Genomic DNA, 23,001 nt, shown 5'->3' with positions numbered 1-23,001 from the left:
ACATGTCGAAGTTCTTTATCGATCGCCCGATCTTCGCCTGGGTGATCGCATTGGTGATCATGCTGGTGGGCGCGTTGTCGATCCTGCGCCTGCCGATCAGCCAGTATCCCAACATCGCGCCGCCGGCCATCGCCATCGCCGTGACCTACCCGGGCGCCTCGGCGCAGACCGTGCAGGACACCGTGGTGCAGGTGATCGAGCAGCAGCTCAACGGTATCGACAACTTGCGTTATGTGTCCTCGGAGAGCAACTCCGACGGCAGCATGACCATCACCGCCACCTTCGAGCAGGGTACCAACCCCGACACCGCGCAGGTCCAGGTACAGAACAAGCTGAACCTGGCCACCCCACTGCTGCCGCAGGAAGTGCAGCAGCAAGGTATCCGCGTGACCAAGGCAGTGAAGAACTTCCTGCTGGTGATCGGCCTGGTGTCCGAAGACGGCAGCATGACCAAGGACGACCTGGCCAACTACATCGTCTCCAACATGCAGGACCCGATCTCGCGGACCGCCGGCGTGGGTGACTTCCAGGTGTTCGGTGCCCAGTACGCCATGCGTATCTGGCTCGACCCGGCCAAGCTGAACAAGTACCAGCTGACCCCGGTGGACGTGCGCACCGCCGTCGCCGCGCAGAACGTGCAGGTGTCCTCCGGCCAGCTCGGCGGCCTGCCGGCCATGCCGGGTACCCAGCTCAACGCCACCATCATCGGCAAGACCCGCCTGCAGACCGCCGAGCAGTTCGAGAAGATCCTGCTCAAGGTCAACCGCGACGGCTCCCAGGTGCGCCTGGGCGATGTCGCCAAGGTCGGCCTGGGTGGCGAGAACTACGCCATCAGCGCCCAGTACAACGGCATGCCGGCGTCGGGCCTGGCGGTCAAGCTGGCCACCGGCGCCAACGCCCTGGAAACCGCCAAGGCGCTGCGCCAGACCATCAGCGACCTCGAGCCCTTCTTCCCGCCAGGGGTGAAGGCCGTGTTCCCGTACGACACCACCCCAGTGGTCACCGAATCGATCAGCGGCGTGATCCACACCCTGGTCGAGGCCGTGGTGCTGGTGTTCCTGGTGATGTACCTGTTCCTGCAGAACTTCCGCGCCACCATCATCACCACCATGACCGTACCGGTGGTATTGCTGGGCACCTTCGGCATCCTTGCCGCGGCCGGCTTCAACATCAACACCCTGACCATGTTCGCCATGATCCTGGCCATCGGCCTGCTGGTGGACGACGCCATCGTCGTGGTGGAGAACGTCGAGCGGGTGATGGCCGAGGAAGGCCTGCCGCCGAAGGAGGCGACCAAGCGCTCCATGGGGCAGATCCAGGGCGCGCTGGTCGGTATCGCCCTGGTGCTCTCGGCGGTACTGCTGCCGATGGCGTTCTTCGGCGGCTCCACCGGCGTGATCTACCGGCAGTTCTCCATCACCATCGTCTCGGCCATGGGCCTGTCGGTGCTGGTGGCGCTGATCTTCACCCCGGCGCTGTGCGCCACCATGCTCAAGGCCATCCCCAAGGGCGAGCACCATGTGGCCAAGCGCGGCTTCTTCGGCTGGTTCAACCGCAACTTCGACCGCAGCGTGCGCGGCTACGAACGCAGCGTGGGCACCATCCTGCGCAACAAGGTGCCGTTCCTGCTGGCCTATGCGCTGATCGTCGTCGGCATGATCTGGTTGTTCATGCGCATCCCCACCGCGTTCCTCCCGGAAGAAGACCAGGGCGTACTGTTCGCCCAGGTACAGACCCCGGCCGGCTCCAGCGCCGAACGTACCCAGGTGGTGGTCGACCAGATGCGTGAATACCTGCTCACGGACGAAGCCGACACCGTGTCGTCGGTGTTCACCGTGACCGGCTTCAACTTCGCCGGCCGTGGCCAGAGCTCGGGCATGGCGTTCATCATGCTCAAGCCCTGGGACGAGCGCTCGGCGGAAAACAGCGTGTTCAACCTGGCCACCCGCGCCCAACAGCACTTCTTCAGCTTCCGCGATGCGATGGTGTTCGCCTTCGCCCCGCCGGCGGTACTCGAACTGGGTAACGCCACCGGCTTCGACGTGTTCCTCCAGGACCGCGCCGGCGTCGGCCACGAGAAGCTCATGGAAGCGCGCAACGAGTTCCTCGCCAAGGCCGCGCAGAGCAAGATCCTCACCGCGGTACGCCCCAACGGCCTGAACGACGAGCCGCAGTACCTGCTGACCGTCGACGACGAGCGCGCCAGTGCCTTGGGCGTGACCATCGCCGACATCAACAACACCCTGTCGATCGCCCTCGGCGGCAGCTACGTCAACGACTTCATCGACCGCGGCCGGGTCAAGAAGGTGTACATCCAGGGCGAGTCGAGCGCCCGGATGAGCCCGGAAGACCTGCAGAAGTGGTACGTGCGCAACGGCAATGGCGAGATGGTGCCGTTCTCCGCCTTCGCCAGCGGCCAATGGACCTACGGCTCGCCGAAGCTGTCGCGCTACAACGGCGTCGAGGCGGTCGAGATCCTCGGTGCCCCGGCCCCAGGCTACAGTACCGGTGAGGCCATGGCCGAGGTCGAGCGCATCGCGGGCGAACTGCCCTCGGGCATCGGCTACTCCTGGACCGGCATGTCCTACGAGGAAAAACTCTCCGGCTCGCAGATGCCGGCGCTGTTCGCCCTCTCGGTCCTGTTCGTGTTCCTCTGCCTGGCAGCGCTGTACGAAAGCTGGTCGATCCCGATCGCCGTGGTCCTGGTGGTGCCCCTGGGTATCATCGGTGCGCTGATCGCCACCAGCATGCGCGGGCTGTCCAACGACGTGTACTTCCTGGTCGGCCTGCTGACCACCATTGGCCTGGCGGCGAAGAACGCGATCCTGATCGTCGAGTTCGCCAAGGAGCTGCACGAGCAGGGCAACAGCCTGTACGACGCGACCATCGAGGCCTGCCGCATGCGTCTGCGCCCGATCATCATGACCTCGCTGGCGTTCATCCTCGGCGTGGTACCGTTGACCATCGCCAGCGGCGCGGGCTCGGGCAGCCAGCACGCCATCGGCACCGGGGTGATCGGCGGCATGACCAGTGCGACCGTGCTGGCCATCTTCTGGGTACCGCTGTTCTTCGTCGCCGTGTCGTCGCTGTTCGGCAGCAAGAAGCCGGAGGCCGACGCCACCCCTGAAACTCCACGTTATGAGGCTGGGCAATGACCAAGTCCTTGCTGTCCCTGGCGGTAACCGCCTTCATCCTCGGCGGTTGCTCGCTGATCCCCGACTACCAGGCCCCGGAATCGCCGGTGGCCGCGCAGTGGCCGCAAGGCCCTGCGTACTCGCCGACCGAGTCGGCCGAGGTGGCCGCCGCCGAACAGGGCTGGCGCCGGTTCTTCCACGACCCGGCGCTGCAGCAGCTGATCCAGACCGCCCTGGTGAACAACCGCGACCTGCGTGTCGCGGCGCTGAACATCGACGCCTACCGGGCGCAGTACCGCATCCAGCGGGCCGACCTGTTCCCGGCGGTCTCGGCCAATGGCAGCGGCAGCCGCCAGCGGGTTCCGGCGAACATGTCGCAGACTGGCGAATCGGGCATCACCAGCCAGTATTCGGCCACCCTCGGCGTCAGCGCCTATGAGCTGGACCTGTTCGGCCGGGTGCGCAGCCTGACCCAGCAGGCCCTGGAAACCTACCTGTCCAGCGAGCAGGCACGCCGCTCCACGCAGATCAGCCTGGTGGCCAGCGTGGCCAACGCCTACTACACCTGGCAGGCCGACCAGGCCCTGCTCAAGCTGACCGAGGAAACCCTCAAGACCTACGAGGAAAGCTACAACCTGACCCGCCGCAGCAACGAGGTCGGCGTGGCCTCCGCGCTCGACCTGAGCCAGGCACGCACCGCCGTGGAAGGCGCGCGGGTCAAGCTGTCGCAGTACCAACGCCTGGTCGCCCAGGACCTCAACAGCCTGACCGTGCTGCTGGGCACCGGCGTGCCGGCCGACCTGCCGGCCCCGCTCAAGCTCGACGCCGACCAACTGGCCAAGATCCCCGCCGGCCTGCCGTCGGACCTGCTGCAGCGCCGCCCGGACATCCAGGAAGCCGAGCATCTGCTCAAGGCGGCCAACGCCAATATCGGCGCGGCCCGCGCGGCGTTCTTCCCGAGCATCAGCCTGACCGCCAATGCCGGCACCCTGAGCCCGGACATGGACGGGCTGTTCAAGGGCGGCTCCGGCACCTGGCTGTTCCAGCCGCAGATCAACCTGCCGATCTTCACCGCCGGCAGCCTGAAGGCGAGCCTGGACTACTCGAAGATCCAGAAGGACATCAACGTCGCCAAGTACGAAAAGACCATCCAGACCGCCTTCCAGGAAGTCTCCGATGGCCTGGCCGCACGCAAGACCTTCGAGGAGCAGCTGCAGGCGCAGCGCGACCTGGTATCGGCCAACCAGGACTACTACCGCCTGGCCGAGCGCCGCTACCGCATCGGCATCGACAGCAACCTGACCTTCCTCGACGCCCAGCGCAACCTGTTCAGCGCCCAGCAGGCGCTGATCAGCGACCGGCTCTCGCAACTGGTCAGCGAGGTCAACCTGTACAAGGCCCTCGGCGGCGGCTGGTACGAGCGCACCGGCCAGGCCAACCAGCAGGCCTCGGTGGATACACCCAAAGGCTGATCGTCCAGCAGCGACATCGAGCCCACCCTTGCGGTGGGCTTTTTTGTGTCAAATGACACCTTGGAGCTGCTTTGCCGACGATAGGGCCAAGGGGAACGGCGAAAATTAACCAGCCCGAACATTTCGTTCGATAATCGCCCCTTTCCGCTTGCAACGAATTGCCTCGCCCCTCCCCGCCCCGCACCATCGCCCAGGCAACGTTGCACAAGTTCATCAAGAACCAGCGCCGAACCTGCGACCCGCACCGCAGTGCACCGGCTCGCCCAGATAAAAACAAGAGATCCACCACCGATGAGCACTTTGCAACCCGCACGCCAGTTGTTGCCCGGCCTATTGGCTATCTCCTGCGCCCTGCCCGCCCTGGCCGCCGAAAGCGGTTTCCTGGAAGACGCCACGGCGACGCTCAACCTGCGCAATTTCTACCTCAACCGCAACTTCGTCGACCCGGCCAATCCCCAGGGCAAGGCCGAGGAATGGACCCAGAGCTTCATCCTCGACGCCCGCTCCGGCTTCACCCAGGGCACCCTCGGCTTCGGTGTCGATGTGCTGGGGCTGTACTCGGTCAAGCTCGATGGCGGCAGGGGCACCGCCGGCACCCATCTGCTGCCGGTGCATGACGACGGCCGCCCGGCCGACGATTTCGGCCGCCTGGGCGTTGCCTTCAAGGCCAAGCTGTCGCAGACCGAACTGAAGATCGGCGAGTGGATGCCGGTGCTGCCGATCCTGCGTGCCGATGACGGCCGCTCACTGCCGCAGACCTTCCGTGGCGGCCAACTCACGTCCCGGGAAATCGACGGCCTGACCCTGTACGCCGGCCAGTTCCGTGGCAACAGCCCGCGCAACGATGCCAGCATGGAAGACATGTCGCTCAACGGTCGCGCCGCCTTCACCTCCGACCGCTTCGACTTCGCCGGCGGCGAGTACACGTTCAACGACAAGCGCACCCTGGTCGGCCTGTGGGACGCCCGGCTCAAGGACATCTACCGCCAGCAATACATCAACCTGGTGCACAGCCAGCCCCTGGGTGACTGGACCCTGGGCGCCAACCTCGGCTACTTCATCGGCAGCGAAGACGGCGCCGAACGCGCCGGTGCGCTGGACAACCGTACCGCCTCGGCCATGCTCTCGGCCCGCCATGGCGGGCACACCCTGTACCTGGGCTTGCAGAAGGTCAGCGGCGATGACGCCTGGCTGCGGGTCAACGGCACCAGCGGCGGCACCCTGGCCAACGACAGCTACAACTCGAGCTTCGACAATGCCAAGGAACGCTCTTGGCAGCTGCGCCACGATTTCAACTTCGTCACCCTCGGTCTCCCCGGCCTGACCTTGATGAATCGCTACATCAAGGGCGACAACGTACACATCGGCGGCATCAGCGACGGCAAGGAATGGGCACGGGAGACGGAACTGGCCTACGTCATACAGGCCGGCCCCTTCAAGGACCTGTCGCTGAAATGGCGCAACTCCACCATGCGACGCGACTTCAGCAGCAACGCCTTCGACGAGAACCGGCTGATCGTCAGCTATCCGCTTGGGCTGTTGTGATATCGGAGCAATCAGGGCTGCTTTGCAGCCCCAATCCGCTTGGCTGACCAGCATCGAGGGTATGCCTGCAAGGCCCTGTGGGGCTTGCCCGCGAACGGGTTTCTATGAAAATAACAAAAACGAATAATAAACAGCCAACCAATATGTTGACGCTATATAAAGCCAAGGCTAAAAACGAACCCTGACCACCCGCCGTAGAGCCTCACCATGGACCTCCGCCAGCTGCGCTACTTCATTGCCCTCACCGAATACCGCAGCTTCGTCCGTGCCGCCGATGCCATGGGCATCACCCAGCCGGCCTTCAGCCGCGCCATCCAGGGCCTGGAGCAGGTGCTGGGTTGCGCACTGGTGGACCGTGGCAGCAAGAACCTGCAGCCCACGCCCGAAGGCCAGGTGGTCCTGCAGCACGCCCGGCGCCTGGTGCAGGGCGCAGCGCAGTTGAGCAACGAGGTGCTGCAGATGACCAAGCTCGACGCCGGCGAGCTGCACTTCGGCAGCGGCCCGGCCCTGGCCGTGCGCCTGGTGCCCGAGGCCCTGCAGCACTTCATCGCGGCGCATCCCGGGATCCGCACCGCGCTGCTGGTGGACAACGCCGAACGCCTGGGCCAGGCCCTGCGCCGCGAGCAGATCGAGTTCTTCGTCGACGACATCCGCCCGTTCGAGGCCGACCCGAACTTCCACACCGAACCGCTCACGCCCCGCCCCGGCCTGTTTTTCTGCCGCCCTGGGCACCCACTGCTGGCCAAGGACAGCCTGTCGACCAACGACCTGTTCGCTTACCCGCTGGCCAGCGCCCTGCTCGTGCCTGGCGTGCGCAAGCGCCTGGCCAACCTCAGCGGGCGTAACGACTTCACCCCGCACCTGCAGACCGAGCACCTGGCGGTGCTGCGCAGCGTGGTGCTGGCCAGCGATGCCATCGGCAGCGCCAGCGAGGAGGCGGTGGCCGAAGACCTGGCCACTGGGCGCCTGGTGCGCCTGCACTGGCGCAACCTGCCACCGGGGCTGGAGGTATTGAGCGTGCGCTGCGGGGTGGTCAGCCGCAGCGGCTATCGCCTGTCGCCGGCGGCACGTGCGATGATCGAGACCCTGCTCCAGCTCGACACCCAGTCTTCCTCGACAGGCAGTTCCGCTCGCCAGGGCAACCGGCAGCCGCGCCACGATCATTCGCCGCGCTGATGCCTGCGCATCAACGCCGCACGGTTCCGGGAGGCCAGGCCTCGCGCTATGCTCATGCATAACGATTCGTCGCGCTCCTGCCAGGGCGCCAAGGAGGAACGACAATGAAAAGCCTCGTCGATCACCTGAGCCAATACGCGGCCTATCACCGCGACCCACGCAACATCGCCACCCATTTCGTCGGCATCCCGCTGATCGTGCTGGCGGTGACGATCCTCCTGTCACGGCCCGGCTGGGCACTGGCCGGTGTCTGGCTCTCCCCGGCATTGCTGGTGGCCGCGGCGTCGGTATGGTTCTACCTGCGCCTGGACCTGCGCTTCGGGCTGGTCATGGGCGCGCTGCTAGGGCTGTGCCTGTGGGCCGGGCAGGCGCTGGCGGTGCAGGCTACCGGGCTGTGGCTGAGCGCCGGGCTGGGCGCGTTCGTGGTGGGCTGGATCATCCAGTTCGTCGGGCACTATTACGAAGGTCGCAAGCCGGCGTTCGTCGACGATGTCAGCGGGCTGATCATCGGGCCGCTGTTCGTGGTGGCGGAGTTGGCGTTCATGCTGGGATTGTGCCCGGCACTCAAGCGGGCCGTGGAGGCCAATGCCGGGCCGGTGGCGGTGCGTCAGAAGAAAGCCGCCGTGTGACTGGGGCTGCAAGGCAGCCCCCTGGATCCTGGATCAGGCCCGCGATTCGACCCCTAGCTCATCCCACACCGACTCGGCCAGGTGGAAGGTCGCGTTGGCCGCCGGTATCCCGCAGTAGATCGCGCTCTGCATGATCACTTCCTTGATCTCGTCCCGGGTCACGCCATTGTTGGCCGCGGCACGCAGGTGCAACTTGAGTTCCTCGTTGCGGTTCATGCCGATCAGCATGGCGATGGTGATCAGGCTGCGGGTATGCCGCGCCAGGCCCGGGCGGGTCCAGATATCGCCCCAGGCGTGGCGGGTGATCATCTCCTGGAACTCGCCGTTGAAGTCGTTGAGCTTCTCCAGGCTGCGGTCCACGTGGGCATCGCCAAGCACGGCACGGCGCACCTGCATGCCGGCTTCGTAGCGTTGTTTCTCGTCCATGCCGCGATCCTCAGCGAGCCAGCAGGAAGTCGAGCACACGGCGGCTGAACGGCGCGCCGATCTCGACGTTGGACAGGTGCGCGGCCGGGAACTCGGCATACTCGGCGCCGAGGATCCCCGCCTGCATGAAACGGCCATGCTCTGGCGTGGTGACCACGTCCTCGGTACCGGCAACGACCAAGGTCGGTACCTGGATACGGTTCAGTTGCTCGCGATAGTCGGCATCACGCACCGCGGCGCAGTTGGCCGCGTAGCCTTCGGGGGCGGTCTGCGCCAGCATGTGGCAGATGCGCTGGGCCTGCTCCGGCTCGGCCTGGGCGAAACCGGGCGTGAACCAACGGGCGATGGAGGCATCGCGCAGGTCGACCATGGCCTGGCGCCCGCCCTTGAGCACGGTGTCGATACGGGTGTTCCACACCTCGTCGTTGGCGATCCTCGCGGCGGTATTGCACAGGGTCAGGCTCAGCAGGCGGCTGCTGGCGTTGATGCCCAGCCACTGGCCGATCAGCCCGCCCATCGACAGCCCGACGAAATGCGCCTTGTGGATGTCCAGAGCATCGAGCAGGGCCAACACGTCGCGCCCCAGTTGCTCGATGCTGTACGGCCCCTCGGTCACCAGCGAACCGCCATGGCCACGGGTGTCGTAGCGCAACACGCGAAAATGCTCGCTCCAGGCCGGGATCTGGGTATCCCACATGTGCAGGTCGGTCCCCAGCGAGTTGGACAACACCAGCACCGGGGCATGCGCCGGGCCGTCGAGTTGGTAATGCAGTACGCCATCGGCCAGTTGCAAATGCGCCACAGCGGTCTCCTTCAGGCAGTGAAACGTTGGTGTTCAGCCACGGCGCGTGCCACCCAGACGCGGGCCTGGCCGAGGTAATGGGCAGGGTCGAGCAAACGGTCGAGCGCTTCGGCAGACAACTGCGCAGTGACCTGCGCATCGTCGCCGAGCACGGCGCGCAGGTGGCGCTGTTCGGCCACGGCACGCTGGCAGCATTGTTCCAGCAAGTGATGGGCATGGTCGCGCCCCAGGCGTTGGGCCAGGACGATGCTAACCGCCTCGGCCAGCACCAGGCCCTGGGTAAGGTCGAGGTTGCGGCGCATGCGCGCGGCATCCACCTCCATGCCCTCGACGATCGACTGGGCCTGGTGCAGGGCGCCAGAGACCAGGCAGCAGATTTCCGGCAGGGTTTCCCACTCGGCATGCCACAGGCCCAGGCTGCGCTCGTGCTCCTGGGGCATGGCCGTCAGCAAGGTGGCGACGAGGCCCGGCACACGGGTGGCGGCACCGATCAGCACCGCCGCCCCCACCGGGTTGCGCTTGTGCGGCATGGTCGAGGAACCGCCCTTGCCCGGTGCCGCCGGCTCGAACAGCTCCCCCGCCTCGGTCTGCATCAAGAGGCTGACGTCACGGCCGAACTTGCCCAGGCTGCCGGCGACCATCCCCAGCACCGTGGCGAACTCCACCAGGCGGTCACGCTGGGTGTGCCAGGGCTGCTCGGGCAGGGCCAGCGCCAGTTGCCCGGCCAATGCCTCGGCCACCGGCAAGGCCTTGCTGCCCAATGCCGCGAGCGTGCCGGAAGCACCGCCGAACTGCAGGCACAGCAAGCGCGGGCGCAGCGCCTGCAGGCGTTGGCGATGACGGGTCACCGCCCCCAGCATGCCGGCCAGCTTCATGCCCAGGGTCACTGGCGTGGCATGCTGCAACCAGGTGCGCCCCACCAACGGCGTGTCGGCGTGCTGCAGGGCCTGGCGGGCCAGGCTGTCGGCCAGCCTGGCCAGGTCCGCTTCGATCAATGCCAGGGCGTTACGCAGTTGCAGGACCAGCCCCGTGTCCATGGCGTCCTGGCTGGTGGCCCCCAGGTGCACGTAGCGCTCGGCCTCGGGCACGCCACTGGCGACCACCTTGCCCAACGCCTTGACCAGCGGGATCGCCGAGTTGCCGGCGATGGCGATGGCCTCGGCCAGGGCACGAGGGTCGTAGCGCTCCGCCTGGCAGGCGGCCTCGATGGCCGCCACCGCGCTGTGCGGCACCAGCCCGACGGCCGCTTCGGCGCGGGCCAGGGCTGCCTCGAAGTCGAGCATGCCCTGCAGGCGGCCACGGTCGGAGAAGATCTCGCGCATGGCCGGCGCGGTGAAGTAGGCGTCGAACAGCTGGTTGCTCATGAAGCGTCCTCAATGATCGTGGTGCAGGTACGCCGCCTGCTTCGGCAGGCGCAGGCTGAACAGGAAGGCCACGGCCATCATGGCCGTCACGTACCAGTAGAAGGTGTTCTCCATGCCCAGGGTTTTCAAGCCCAGGGCCACATATTCGGCCGAGCCGCCGAACACTGCGTTGGCCACGGCATAAGCCAGCCCCACTCCCAGGGCACGCACCTGCGGCGGGAACATCTCGGCCTTCACCAGGCCGCTGATGGAGGTATAGAAACTGACGATGCACAACGCCAGGGTCACCAGCACGAAGGCCATGATCGGGCTGGTCACGGTCTTCAGCGCCATCAGCAGCGGCACGGTGAACAACGTACCCAGGGCGCCGAACAGCAGCATGGAATTACGCCGGCCGATACGGTCGGAGAGCATGCCGAAGAAGGGCTGCATGCACATGTACAGGAACAGCGCACCGGTCATCACGAAGCTGGCATTCTTGGCATGCATGCCGGCCGTATTGACCAGGTACTTCTGCATGTAGGTGGTGAAGGTGTAGAAGATCAGCGAACCACCGGCCGTGTAGCCGAGCACCGTGACGAAGGCCGCGGCGTGGTTGCGAAACAGCCCGCCGATGGACCCGGCGTCCTTGTCCTGTCGGGTTTCGGCGCTGCTGGTTTCCTTCAGCGAACGGCGCAGCATCAGCGAGATCAGCGCGGCGACGGCGCCGACCACGAAGGGAATGCGCCAACCCCAGGCACGCAGTTCGTCCTCGCTGAGCATTTGCTGCAGGATCACCACCACCAGCACCGCCAGCAACTGGCCACCGATCAGGGTCACGTACTGGAACGAGGCGAAGAAACCGCGCTGCCCGCGCAAGGCCACCTCGCTCATGTAGGTCGCGGTGGTGCCATACTCGCCCCCCACCGACAGCCCCTGCACCAGCCGCGCGAACAGCAGCAGGGCCGGCGCCCAGGTACCGATGCTGGCATAGGTCGGCAGGCAAGCGATGAGCAGCGAACCGGCGCACATCATCAGCACCGAGATCATCAACGAATTCTTGCGCCCGTGGCGGTCGGCCAGGCGGCCGAAGATCCAGCCACCGATGGGCCGCATCAGGAACCCGGCGGCGAACACGCCGGCGGTATTGAGCAGTTGCACGGTGGGGTCGTCGGAGGGGAAGAAGGCCGGGGCGAAGTAGATCGCGCAGAAGGCGTAGACATAGAAGTCGAACCATTCCACCAGGTTGCCCGAAGAGGCACCGACGATGGCGAAGATCCGCTTACTGCGCTCTTCGCCGGTGTAATAGGCTGAGGTCATGGCGTTTCACTCCTGGAGGGTCACTGCCTAGTCTAGACACACTTAGTAACACTCTCGTTCCGCTATCACCTAGGCAGTACCCGTGGGGCCTGGCAGAGCGCTGAATCTGGGGGCTGCCTTGCAGCTCCCAGACAGGTATCGGAGCGGGCCCGACACCACGCGGTCAGACCCGCTCGATGGCCAGCGCCAGCCCTTGGCCAACGCCCACGCACATGGTCGCCAGGCCCTTGCGCCCGCCGCTCTTCTCCAGTTGATGCAGCGCCGTCAGCACCAGCCGGGCGCCGCTCATGCCCAGCGGGTGGCCGAGAGCGATGGCGCCGCCATTGGGGTTGACCTGCGGCGCGTCGTCCGCCACGCCCAGCTCGCGCAGCACCGCCAGGCCCTGGCTGGCGAAGGCTTCGTTGAGTTCGATGACATCGAAGTCCGACACCGCCAGGCCAAGACGCTCGGTCAGCTTGCGCACCGCCGGCACCGGGCCGATGCCCATCACCCGAGGCGCCACGCCACCACTGGCCATGCCCAGCACCCGCGCGCGCGGGGTCAGCCCATGCTGTTTCACCGCCTCGGCGCAGGCCAGGATCAGCGCGGCGGCACCGTCGTTGACACCCGAGGCATTGCCGGCGGTGACGGTCTTGTCCGGGCCGTTGACCGGCTTGAGCCTGGCCAGGGCTTCCAGGGTGGTTTCCGGGCGCAGGTGCTCGTCCTGCTCGACGACGGTCTCGCCCTTGCGGTGGACGATACGCACCGGGACGATCTCTTCGGCGAAGAAGCCCGCCGCCTGGGCCGCGGCGGCCTTCTGCTGGCTGCGCAGGGCGAAGGCGTCCTGGTCGGCACGGGACACCTGGTAGTCATCGGCCACGTTGTCGGCGGTCTCGGGCATGGCATCCACGCCGTACTGGGCCTTCATCAGTGGGTTGACGAAGCGCCAGCCGATGGTGGTGTCCTCGAGCTTCATGTTGCGCGACCAGGCATTCTCGGCCTTGCCCATGACGAACGGCGCCCGCGACATCGACTCGACGCCGCCCGCGATGGCCAGCTCCATCTCGCCGCTGGCGATGGCGCGAAAGGCGGTGCCGACGGCATCCATGCCCGAGGCGCACAAACGATTGAGGGTCACGCCCGGGACGCTCTGCGGCAGCCCGGCCAGCAGCAGGGCCATGCGTGCCACGTTGCGGTTGTCCTCGCCGGCCTGGTTGGCGCAGCCGAGGAATACTTCGTCGAGCTGCGACCAATCGACCTGCGGGTTGCGTTCGACCAGCGCCTTGAGCGGCACTGCGGCCAGGTCGTCGGCGCGCACGCCGGCCAGGGCGCCGCCGAAGCGGCCGATGGGGGTGCGAATGGCATCGCAGATGAAGACGTCGCGCATCAGGCTTCTCCTGCCTTCTGGCCGTGGGCGGCGGCGGTACGGGCTTCCAGGTCACGCAGGGCCGACAGCTCGACCTCGGAAGGTTCGGCGGTGGTCTGCACGTTCTCGGCGAAACGGATCGGCCAGCCGGTGGCGGCGACGATCTGCTCGCGGGTCACACCCGGGTGGATCGAAGTGACCACGAACTCGTGGGTACCGGCTTCCGGCTCCATGATGCACAGGTCGGTGATGATGCCGACCGGGCCGTCACCCGGCAGGCCCAGGCGCTTGCGCGAATCGCCGCCCTCGCCGTGGCCGACCGAGGTGATGAAGTCCAGCTTGTCGACGAAGGCCCGCTGCGACTGCTTGAGGATGATCAGCACCTGCTTGGCGGAACCGGCGATCTCCGGCGCACCGCCGGCGCCCGGCAGGCGGGTCTTCGGTGCGTGGTAGTCACCGACCACCGTGGTGTTGATGTTGCCGAAGCGGTCGACCTGGGCCGCGCCGAGGAAACCGACATCGATACGCCCGCCCTGCAGCCAGTAGCGGAAGATCTCGCCGGTGGCTACCACGGTGTCGGCGGTCTCGGCCAGCTCGCCATCGCCGATGGACAGCGGCAGCACACTGGGCTTGGCACCGATCGGGCCGGATTCGTAGATCAGCACCACATCCGGCGACGAGGTCAGGCGCGCCAGGTTGGCGGCCTTGGACGGCAGGCCGATGCCGACGAAGCAGACAGCGCCGTTGCGCAGGCGACGGGCAGCGGCGACGGTCATCATTTCGGAAGTGGAATAGCTCATTGCGCAGCCTCCGCGGTGCTGGCCAGCTTGGCCTTGAATTCGTTGAAGTCGGCGGTGCCACGGATGTAGGTATCGATCCAGGCGGTGAACGACTCACGGTTGCGGGCGATCGGGTCCCAGGCCTGGTAGAAGCGGTTGTCGCGCTCGTAGTAGCCATGGGCGTAGGACGGATGGGCGCCACCGGGCACCAGGCAGACCGCGCTGATCGCCCAGGTCGGCAGGACGCAGGCGTTCATCGGCGCCTGCAGGTCGTCGACGATCTCCTCGACGGTGACGATGCAGCGCTTGGCTGCAAGAGCAGCTTCCTTCTGCACGCCCAGGATGCCCCACAGCAGCACGTTGCCCTTGCGGTCGGCCTTCTGCGCGTGGATCACGGTGACGTCTGGCCGTACCGACGGCACGGCGGCGAGCACTTCGCCAGTGAACGGGCAGGTGACGCTCTTGATCAGGGGGTTGACCTTCGGCAGGTCGGAGCCGGCGTAGGCGCGCAGCACTGCGAACGGCAGGCCCGAGGCACCGGCGACGTAGGCGTTGGCCAGGTCGGCGTGACTGTGCTCCTCGATCTCGATCGCGTGGGGCCAGTGTTTCTCCACCGCATCGCGCAGGCGGTGCAGCGAGCCGACACCTGGGTTGCCGCCCCAGGAGAAGATCAACTTGCGGGCGCAACCGGCACCGATCAGCTGGTCGTAGATCAGGTCCGGGGTCATGCGCACCAGGGTCAACTCCCGCTTGCCCTGGCGAATGATCTCGTGGCCGGCGGCGGTCGGGATCAGGTGGGTGAAGCCTTCGAGGGCGACGGTATCGCCATCCTGGATGAATTGCTTCACGGCGTCGTGAAGCGGGAGGATTGCAGCCATGTGGAGACTCCTGGTCAGGGTGCTACGTTGAGCTCAGATTAAGGAGGCTGGCGGGTCGCTTACAATCCGATAATCGCACTTTCGTTCGATTATCGAACAATTTGTTGCTCTACTATTTAGTATTCGCGCGATCGACAGAAGCCCGTAGGGCGCGGATAGCTGATGGCTGATGCCCCTGAAATCAGGTCGCGTCAGCGTGACTCACCCTCCCTTTCACGATCACCCCCACCGTCGCCAGCGCCGCCGGTACCAGCAGCGCCGTCAGCACCTGCTCGAAATTCCACCCCAACCCCAGCAGCGTCGCACCGCTCCAAGCCCCCAGGATCGCGCCGAAACGGCCAATGCCGAGCATCCAGGACACCCCGGTGGCTCGCCCTTGGGTCGGGTAGAACCGCGCCGCCAGCGATGGCATGGCCGATTGCGCACCGTTCACGCACATACCGGCGATCAGCACCAGGGTGGCAAGCAAGGTGATGTTGCCCAGGCTCTGCCCCACCGCGTAGGCGAACACCCCGGCCAGCAAGTAGAAGATGCCGATGACCTTGTGCGGGTCGAAGCGGTCCATGGCCCAGCCCACCGCCACCGCGCTGAGTACCCCGCCGAACTGGAACAGCGCCCCGATGAACGCCGCCTGCTCCAGGCTGGCGCCGCTGTCGCGCATCAGGGTCGGCAGCCAGCTGGTCAGCAGGTAGACGATCACCAGGCCCATGAAGTAGGTCAACCACAGCAGCACGGTGCCCAGGCCATAGCTACCGGAGAAGATCACCGCAAAGACATTGCGCGCCGCCACCACCTTCTGCTCCGGCACGCTGAAACTGGCAGCCTGGGCCACCACGCCTGGCGCGATAGGCGCCAGGGTCTTGCGTACCCGGTCATTGCCCCGGTTGCGTACCACCAAAAAGCGCGCCGACTCCGGCAGCCAGGCCATCAGCACCAGGGCCAGCAGCAACGGCAGCACGCCACCGATCACCAGCAGGCTGTGCCACCCATAGGCTGGGATCAGCTTGGCGGAAATGAAGCCCCCACCGGCCATCCCCAGGTTGAAACCGCAGAACATGCTGGTCACCAGCAGCGACTTGAGCCGCTCAGGGGTGTATTCGGACAGCAGCGTGGTGGCATTGGGCATGCCGGCGCCCAGCCCCAGGCCGGTCAGGAAGCGCAGCACCAGCAGTTGGTCGACATTGCTGGCGTAGGCCGAGGCCAGGCTGAAGCCGCCGAAAACCAGTACCGCCCCCACCAGCACGCCCTTGCGCCCGAAGCGGTCGGCCAACGGCCCGGAACCCAGGGCGCCGAATACCATGCCGATCAGCGCGGCGCTCATCACCGGGCCCAGGCTGGCGCGGTCGATCCCCCATTCCTGGGACAGGGCCGGGGCGATGAAGCCCATGGCAGCGGTGTCCAGGCCATCGAGGAAAACGATCAGGAAACACAGGATCACTACCCGCCACTGGTAGCGGGACAGTGGCTGGCCGTTGATGAACGACTGGACGTCGAGGCAATTTCCGACAGCGGTTTGCGGGTTGTTCATTGTTCTTGTCCGGAAAATGGGCGCAGGCAGGCCACTGCACGCGAGAACGGCGCAGGGAACGGCGATGGGACGTGGAACGGCTGGCGATCAGCCGGAAGATGGCCATGCTGCAAGCGGGTGCGGCCGCGGCAGCGAGGGGGCAGTGGTCATGGATGCGCCTCGGGTGTTGTTATTGTCCGGTCGGCAGGGCCGACCGCTGCGAGAGACATTAATCAGCGCCTGGGGCCTGCGCAATTCGCTGGAGGCGAGACTGTGCGTTTATCGAACAGGAAACACGGGGATCTGTTCGAAATGCGTTACCCATGGGGCTGCTCTGCAGCCCCAGATGCTTCAACACTGCCTATCAACCAAAAAGCTGATGGCACAGGTCGCGGCTAGCCGCCAACAGGATCGGCAGGAAGCGCTGCTCCAGTTCACTGCGGCTGACCCGGCCGACGTGGGTGCTGACATTGAGCGCAGCCAGCACCTGCCCCGAGGCGTCGTAGATCGGTACGGCGATCGAACGCAAGCCCTGCTCCAGTTCCTGATCGACCACGCACCAGCCCTGGGCGCGTACCTGCTGGATGCAGGCGAACAGCGAGTCGGGGTCATGCAGGGTGCGGCTGGTACGGGCCTTGAGGTCGGCACGCTCCAGGTATTCCCGCAGGCTGGCGTCGTCCAGCGCGGCCAGCAGGATCCGTCCCATGGACGTGCAGTAGGCCGGCAGGCGCCCCCCCACCGACAAATCGACCGAGATCAACCGCTCCACCGTGGCCGAACGGGCAATGTAGAGAATGTCGTCCCCCTCGAGGGTCGCCATGTTGGCCGCTTCGTGCAATTGATCGCTGATACGGTCCAGGTACGGCTGCGCAGACACCGCCAGGGGCGTGGACGACAGGTAGGCGTGGCCGAGGGTCAGCACCTTGGGCAACAGCGAGTAGGTCCGCCCGTCAGTGGTGGCATAGCCCAGCTTGATCAATGTATGCAGGCACCGACGTACCGCCGCCCGGGGGATCTCGGTGCGATGGCTGATCTGGGCGATGGTCAGGTGGCGCTTGCGCTCCTGGAACGCCTGGATGACCGCCAGGCCCCGGGCCAGGGAGGTCATGAAGTCCGGGTCGCCAGTGAACGCCTGGATACGCTTGGCCGGCGACGCCACGATCGGCGGGGCCAACGCGGGGGTGGTGGGGCGCGCAGGTTCCTGGTTTTCGCGATCCGTGGCCTGGGTGTCTTCGCTCATGGCTAACCTCAAAAAATCCGTCGTTCGTGCGATTATCGAACCAACGGCCGATAATCGCAATTGACCGCTGACACTTTTGCTTATACCTTTCTCCTGCCACATGTGGCTTCTTTGGAGAGACTGGTCAGGTACCCACCGTAGAAGTCCCCAGGCACGGCCTCGCTACCCGCGAGGCCGTTTTTCATTCCCCTTCTATTTCGAACGAACTTTCGGCAGACCTGCGCCTCCAACTTCATGAGGCAGAAACGGAACATGCCGACGGTCACAAGAGCAACTTCCAACTGTTTGCCCGTTATCGATAAAGAACGGTAGCCATTGACTTGCCGATTGCTATAATCGAATCCGCTGGCCCGGTCCGATCATTCGGCGCGGCCCACCCCGTCGCCCCATCGAGTTACCGCCAGCAAGCCAGGTGCAAGGCTCAAGGCCTATTTCCATTTTACGAGTCATGCACCGCATGGATACTGTCGCTGCAACAGCCTGTTCGCTCTGGCGACGCAGCCGCATGCGTAACTTCGCATGACGTGGCCAGGGCAAAAACGTCAACATAGTCGGGTATTACTGTGACGAAAGAAGAACTGCGCGCGGAACTCGAGCGCCAGGCTGAACGTTACCAAGAAGTCTACGGTGGCGAAGTCACCACCTATGCCGCGCAACCGGAACCGGAACGCAAACCGTGGCGCAAGCGCGCCACCGTCCAAGACCAGGTCTTTGCCCAGGAACTGGAGAAAATGGAAAAGGAACTGCGCAGCGAGCAGTCCTGAGCCCTTCCCGTTCCAGTGGCCTGTATTGGCCAGCTCGCACTCGGCCTCGGCACCAGCGGCCTCCTGCCTCTGGTGCAGGCCGATCTTTACCGTAACGCCATGGATGAAATGGAATTACACAAATTTCATACGGACGTTTGATTTTTTCCCCGCTCGCCAAATTTTCACTTTTTCGATGATTTTCAACGACTTTCAAGCACATTAAGCGCCGCTAACCTTTGTTGGTGCCCCGCCTCGCCCACTTCGCCCTCTGCTTCGAAGACGCCATCGGTCAGTCGCAGGTGCATCGATTGCCAAGGTTTTCTGGCATAATCGCGCCCCCCTAAGACCGCCAGAAAACCTTCATGATCGATTTATTCAGCGGATTGGATGCCTGGGTGCTGGTGAGCCTGCTGCTCGCCCTGACCTTCGTGCTCGCATTCGAGTTCATCAATGGCTTTCATGACACCGCCAACGCGGTAGCCACCGTCATCTATACCAAAGCCATGCCACCACACCTGGCCGTATTCTTCTCCGGCGTGTTCAACTTTCTCGGGGTTCTGCTGGGCGGTGTCGGGGTGGCCTATGCCATCGTCCACCTGCTACCGGTCGAGCTGCTGATCAATGTGAACACCGGGCACGGCCTGGCCATGGTCTTCTCCTTGCTGGCCGCGGCCATCACCTGGAACCTGGGCACCTGGTATTTCGGCATCCCCGCGTCCAGCTCCCATACCCTGATCGGCTCGATCCTCGGCGTGGGCCTGGCCAACGCCCTGATCAACGAGATCCCGCTGGGCGACGGCGTCAACTGGCAGAAGGCGATCGACATCGCCCTGTCGCTGGTGGTCTCGCCCATGGCCGGCTTCGCCGTGGCGGCCCTGGTGCTGATCGGCCTGAAGTGGTGGCGCCCGCTGTCGAAGATGCACAAGACCCCGGAGCAGCGCCGCAAGCTCGACGACAAGAAGCACCCGCCCTTCTGGAACCGCCTGGTCCTGGTGATCTCGGCCATGGGCGTGAGCTTCGTGCACGGCTCCAACGACGGCCAGAAAGGTATCGGCCTGATCATGTTGGTGCTGATCGGTATCGTCCCGGCGAAATTCGTCCTCGACCTGAACAGCACCACCTACCAGATCGAGCGTACCCGCGATGCCACCCTGCACCTGAGCCAGTTCTACCAGCGCAATGCCGCCACCCTGGGCGAGTACCTGGCACTGGGCAAGGCCATCCCGAGCGACCTGCCAGAGCAGTTCAGCTGCAACCCGCAGCAGACCGAACCGACCATTACCGCCCTGCAATCGTCGCTGGCAGGCGTGACCGACTACCGTGCCCTGAGCGCGGAGAAGCGTGTCGAGGTACGTCGCTACCTGCTCTGCCTGGACGACACGGCGAAGAAGGTCGGCAAGCTGCCTGGCCTGGATGCCCGTGAAAAGGCCGACCTGGACAAGCTGCGCAAGGACCTGACCGCCACCACCGAATATGCCCCGTTCTGGGTGATCGTGGCCGTCGCCCTGGCGCTGGGCCTGGGTACCATGGTGGGTTGGAAGCGCGTGGTACTGACCGTCGGCGAAAAGATCGGCAAGCAGGGCATGACCTATGCCCAGGGCATGTCGGCACAGATCACCGCCGCTTGCGCCATCGGCATGGCCAACGTGTTCAGCCTGCCGGTATCGACCACCCACGTACTGTCCTCGGGCGTGGCCGGTACCATGGTAGCCAACAAGAGCGGCCTGCAAGGCGGCACGGTGAAGACCATCCTGCTGGCCTGGGTACTGACCCTGCCGGCCTCCATGGGCCTGGCCGCGGGCTTGTTCTGGCTGGCGTCGAAGTCGATCAGCTGAACCGATCGCTGTTGCAGGAAAGGCGCCCCAAGGGCAATGCCGGTCAGTTAAGACTTTCAGTTGTCATTTGGGGCGGCTTCGCGCCCCATCGCCGGCAAGCCGGCGATGGGGGGTTAGCTCAACGTCGCTTGCCTCCCAGCAGCGACCCCATCAGCCCCCGCACCAATTGCCTGCCCAGCTGGTTGGCCGCCTGCCGCACCGCCGACTTGATCGCCTGCCCCGCCGCGCTTTGCAAAAACTCTCCCGCCTTGTCGGCGAAACTGTCCTCGTCAGCCTTGGGCTGCGGCACCGGCTCCACCGGTTCGCCCTTGCGTGCCATGAGCATTTCATAGGCCGACTCGCGATCGATCGGCTTGTCGTAACGCCCGGCCAACGGCGAGGCGGCGACCAAGGCACTGCGTTCGGCCGCGCTCAATGGCCCGATCCGCGACTGCGGCGGCGCCACCAGTACCCGCTGGACCTGTTCCGGCGTTCCCTTGTCCTGCAAGGTGCCCACCAGCGCCTCGCCGATACCGAGTTCGGTCAACACGCTCAAGGTATCGAACGCCGGATTGGGGCGGAAACCATCGGCCACGGCCCGGAGCGACTTCTGCTCCTTGGCGGTGAAGGCGCGCAGGCCATGCTGGATGCGCAAGCCCAACTGCGCCAATACCGCATCCGGCAGGTCGCCCGGCGACTGGGTGACGAAGTACACGCCTACCCCCTTGGAACGAATCAGCCGCACGACCTGCTCGAGGCGGTCTTGCAATGCCTTGGGGGTGTCGTTGAACAGCAGGTGCGCCTCGTCGAAGAACAGCGCCAGCACCGGCTTGTCGGCATCGCCCCGCTCGGGCAACTGTTCGAACAGCTCCGCCAGCAACCACAGCAGGAACGTGGCATACACCTTCGGCGCCTCGTGCACCAGGCGGCTGGCATCGAGCAGGTGGATGCGCCCACGGCCGTCGCTGTCCGGACGCAACAGGTCTTCCAGTTGTAGGGCCGGCTCGCCGAACAGCGCCTCGGCGCCCTGCTGCTCCAGGGTCGCCAAGCGGCGCAGCAAGGCCTGGGTGGAAGCGCTGGTCATCAGTGCGCTGTCTTCGCCCAGCAATTGGGGGTTGTCCTTCAGGTGCGCCAGCAAGGCCTTGAGGTCCTTCAGGTCCAGCAACAGCAGGCCCTCGCGGTCGGCCACCTTGAAGGCGGCATACAGCGCGGCCTGCTGGCTGTCGCTCAACTCGAGCAAATTGCCCAGTAACAGCGGGCCCATTTCGCTGAGCGTGGTGCGCAACGGATGGCCGGACTCGCCGGCGATATCCCACAAGGTGACCGGATAAGCCTGCGGGCGATGCGCCAGCCAGGGCATCCCGGCGATGCGCTCGGCCACCTTGCCCTGTGGCGTGCCGGCGGCACCGAGGCCACACAGGTCACCCTTGACGTCGGCGGCGAACACCGCCACACCTGCATCGCTGAAGATCTCGGCCAGGTGCTGCAGGGTCACCGTCTTGCCTGTACCGGTGGCACCGGCCACCAGGCCATGGCGGTTGGCCAGGCGCATGGGCTGGCCCACAGGCTGGCCGTCCGGGCCTGCTCCTACAACTATTTGCGAAGAATCTGACATCTTCTTTCTACCTCTCCTCAAGCTTTGCCGCCTATCGGCCGATATCCCATCGTGATTTCCCCCTGAAAGACAGGAACAACCCGAAAAGGACCCCGGTGATTGTTGCACTGTTTTCCAAGCTGCCTTCGTGCGAACGACCCGATAAAACCTTAGCGGACCCGATACGCCATGAACAAAAGCCTTCGCTTCAGCCACAAGATCCTCTTGGCGGCCTCGCTGATCGTGATACTCGCGTTCAGCCTGTTCACCCTTTACAACGATTACCTCCAGCGTAATGCGATTCGCGAGGACCTGGAGAACTATCTGGCTGAAATGGGCGAGTCCACCTCGACCAACATCCGCAACCTGTTCGAAGGCCGTATCAAGCTGGTGGAGAACCTGGCCCAGAACATTGCCCAGGATCCCGCCAACGCCGAAACCCTGATGGGCCAGAATGCCCTGATCTCAAGCTTCCTCACGGTCTACCTGGGCAAGGTCGACGGCGGCTTCAGCGTGCGTCCCGACGCGCCGATGCCCGACGGCTACGACCCGCGCGTACGCCCCTGGTACAAGGACGGCATGAACGCCAGCGGCGCGATCCTCACCGAACCCTACATCGACCTGACCACCAACAAGATGGTCATCGGCATCCTCAGCAAGGTGTCCAGCAGCGTCGGCGTGGTTGGCGGCGACCTGACCCTCGATGGCCTGGTGGAGATCATCAACTCGCTGGACTTCGGCGGCATGGGCTACGCCTTCCTGGTCAACGACCAAGGCAAGATCCTGGTCCACCCGGACAAGGCGCTGGTGATGAAATCGCTGTCGGACCTGTTCCCGCAGAACACGCCGAAACTCTCCAACGACCTGACCGAGGTCCGCTCCGACGGCCAGGACCGCCTGCTGACCTTCACCCCGATCAAAGGCCTGCCTTCGGCCAACTGGTACATCGGCCTGTCGGTGGACAAGGACAAGGCCTTCTCCATGCTCAGCAGCTTCCGCACCTCGGCGGTGATCGCTACCCTGGTCGCGGTGGTCATCATCATCGCCCTGCTCGGCCTGCTGATCCGTGTATTGATGCAACCGCTGCACGCCATGACCCGGGCCATGGAAGACATCGCCCAAGGCGAAGGCGACCTGACCAAGCGCCTGCAGATCCACCAGCATGACGAGTTCGGCATCCTCGGCAGTGCCTTCAACCGCTTCGTCGAACGCATCCACAGCTCGATCCGCGAAGTGTCCTCGGCCACCGAG

At 65.2% G+C, this 23,001-nt stretch carries 17 protein-coding genes and 1 pseudogene; 8 read left to right on the top strand and 10 right to left on the bottom strand.

What is annotated here, in order from left to right; genetic code table 11:
* Positions 1-2: 2 nt before the first annotated feature.
* The 5 genes from ttgB (at position 3) to NJF35_RS12510 (ending at position 7,956) form a co-directional block, all read left to right on the top strand.
* Entirely contained in the window at positions 3-3,155 is a 3,153-nt protein-coding gene (ttgB, locus tag NJF35_RS12530) for a multidrug efflux RND transporter permease subunit TtgB (RefSeq protein WP_225788038.1), read from the top strand.
* Positions 3,152-4,606, top strand: coding sequence for an AdeC/AdeK/OprM family multidrug efflux complex outer membrane factor (locus NJF35_RS12525; protein ID WP_253091130.1), 1,455 nt, complete (start codon positions 3,152-3,154; stop codon positions 4,604-4,606). Before ttgB ends, NJF35_RS12525 begins: the two co-directional genes overlap by 4 nt.
* Before the next feature lie 291 nt (positions 4,607-4,897).
* Positions 4,898-6,151 (top strand): OprD family porin, encoded by a 1,254-nt coding sequence (locus tag NJF35_RS12520; RefSeq protein ID WP_225788036.1) that lies wholly within the window; start codon positions 4,898-4,900, stop codon positions 6,149-6,151.
* Positions 6,152-6,358: 207 nt separating this feature from the next.
* Complete coding sequence (locus NJF35_RS12515; protein ID WP_225788035.1) at positions 6,359-7,327, top strand: LysR family transcriptional regulator; 969 nt, start codon at positions 6,359-6,361, stop codon at positions 7,325-7,327.
* Positions 7,328-7,431: 104 nt separating this feature from the next.
* Positions 7,432-7,956 (top strand): DUF962 domain-containing protein, encoded by a 525-nt coding sequence (locus NJF35_RS12510; protein WP_225788034.1) that lies wholly within the window; start codon positions 7,432-7,434, stop codon positions 7,954-7,956.
* A gap of 33 nt (positions 7,957-7,989) precedes the next feature.
* On the opposite strand, the gene pcaC is transcribed toward NJF35_RS12510, so the two are convergent.
* From pcaC to pcaR, 9 genes are all read right to left on the bottom strand, one after another.
* Entirely contained in the window at positions 7,990-8,382 is a 393-nt protein-coding gene (gene pcaC, locus NJF35_RS12505) for a 4-carboxymuconolactone decarboxylase (RefSeq protein ID WP_225788033.1), read from the bottom strand.
* 10 nt (positions 8,383-8,392) lie between these two features.
* Complete coding sequence (pcaD, locus tag NJF35_RS12500; RefSeq protein ID WP_225788032.1) at positions 8,393-9,184, bottom strand: 3-oxoadipate enol-lactonase; 792 nt, start codon at positions 9,182-9,184, stop codon at positions 8,393-8,395.
* An 11-nt stretch (positions 9,185-9,195) separates the two neighbouring features.
* Complete coding sequence (locus tag NJF35_RS12495) at positions 9,196-10,548, bottom strand: 3-carboxy-cis,cis-muconate cycloisomerase (RefSeq protein WP_225788031.1); 1,353 nt, start codon at positions 10,546-10,548, stop codon at positions 9,196-9,198.
* A gap of 9 nt (positions 10,549-10,557) precedes the next feature.
* Positions 10,558-11,847, bottom strand: coding sequence for an MFS family transporter (locus tag NJF35_RS12490; RefSeq protein ID WP_225788030.1), 1,290 nt, complete (start codon positions 11,845-11,847; stop codon positions 10,558-10,560).
* Positions 11,848-12,010: 163 nt separating this feature from the next.
* Entirely contained in the window at positions 12,011-13,216 is a 1,206-nt protein-coding gene (gene pcaF, locus NJF35_RS12485; protein WP_225788186.1) for a 3-oxoadipyl-CoA thiolase, read from the bottom strand.
* On the bottom strand, positions 13,213-13,992 hold the full coding sequence (locus tag NJF35_RS12480) for a CoA-transferase subunit beta (RefSeq protein WP_253091129.1): 780 nt from the start codon (positions 13,990-13,992) through the stop codon (positions 13,213-13,215). Before NJF35_RS12480 ends, pcaF begins: the two co-directional genes overlap by 4 nt.
* The gene (locus NJF35_RS12475; protein ID WP_225788028.1) at positions 13,989-14,849 is read right to left on the bottom strand and encodes a CoA transferase subunit A; all 861 of its coding nucleotides are present in this window, start codon (positions 14,847-14,849) and stop codon (positions 13,989-13,991) included. Before NJF35_RS12475 ends, NJF35_RS12480 begins: the two co-directional genes overlap by 4 nt.
* Before the next feature lie 181 nt (positions 14,850-15,030).
* Positions 15,031-16,377, bottom strand: coding sequence for an MFS transporter (locus tag NJF35_RS12470; RefSeq protein WP_225788027.1), 1,347 nt, complete (start codon positions 16,375-16,377; stop codon positions 15,031-15,033).
* A 343-nt stretch (positions 16,378-16,720) separates the two neighbouring features.
* Complete coding sequence (pcaR, locus tag NJF35_RS12465; RefSeq protein ID WP_253091128.1) at positions 16,721-17,596, bottom strand: pca regulon transcriptional regulator PcaR; 876 nt, start codon at positions 17,594-17,596, stop codon at positions 16,721-16,723.
* A gap of 563 nt (positions 17,597-18,159) precedes the next feature.
* Between pcaR and NJF35_RS12460 the strand changes: the two genes are divergently transcribed.
* On the top strand, positions 18,160-18,360 hold the full coding sequence (locus tag NJF35_RS12460) for a hypothetical protein (protein ID WP_225788025.1): 201 nt from the start codon (positions 18,160-18,162) through the stop codon (positions 18,358-18,360).
* 344 nt (positions 18,361-18,704) lie between these two features.
* Positions 18,705-20,177 carry an inorganic phosphate transporter gene (locus NJF35_RS12455; RefSeq protein ID WP_253080365.1) on the top strand — a complete coding sequence of 491 codons (1,473 nt, stop codon included), beginning with the start codon at positions 18,705-18,707 and terminating at the stop codon, positions 20,175-20,177.
* 118 nt (positions 20,178-20,295) lie between these two features.
* On the opposite strand, the gene NJF35_RS12450 is transcribed toward NJF35_RS12455, so the two are convergent.
* A complete protein-coding gene (locus NJF35_RS12450) occupies positions 20,296-21,771 on the bottom strand; it encodes a helicase HerA-like domain-containing protein (protein ID WP_225788023.1) in 1,476 nt (491 codons plus the stop codon).
* 168 nt (positions 21,772-21,939) lie between these two features.
* Between NJF35_RS12450 and NJF35_RS24880 the strand changes: the two are divergent.
* A pseudogene (locus NJF35_RS24880) lies at positions 21,940-22,956 on the top strand (cache domain-containing protein); the annotation flags it as partial.
* Positions 22,957-23,001 lie beyond the last annotated feature (45 nt).

The organism is Pseudomonas guariconensis, assembly GCF_024127895.1.
Classification (GTDB): Bacteria; Pseudomonadota; Gammaproteobacteria; order Pseudomonadales; family Pseudomonadaceae; genus Aquipseudomonas; species Aquipseudomonas guariconensis_B.
This window is presented reverse-complemented; position numbering and strand designations above follow the sequence as displayed.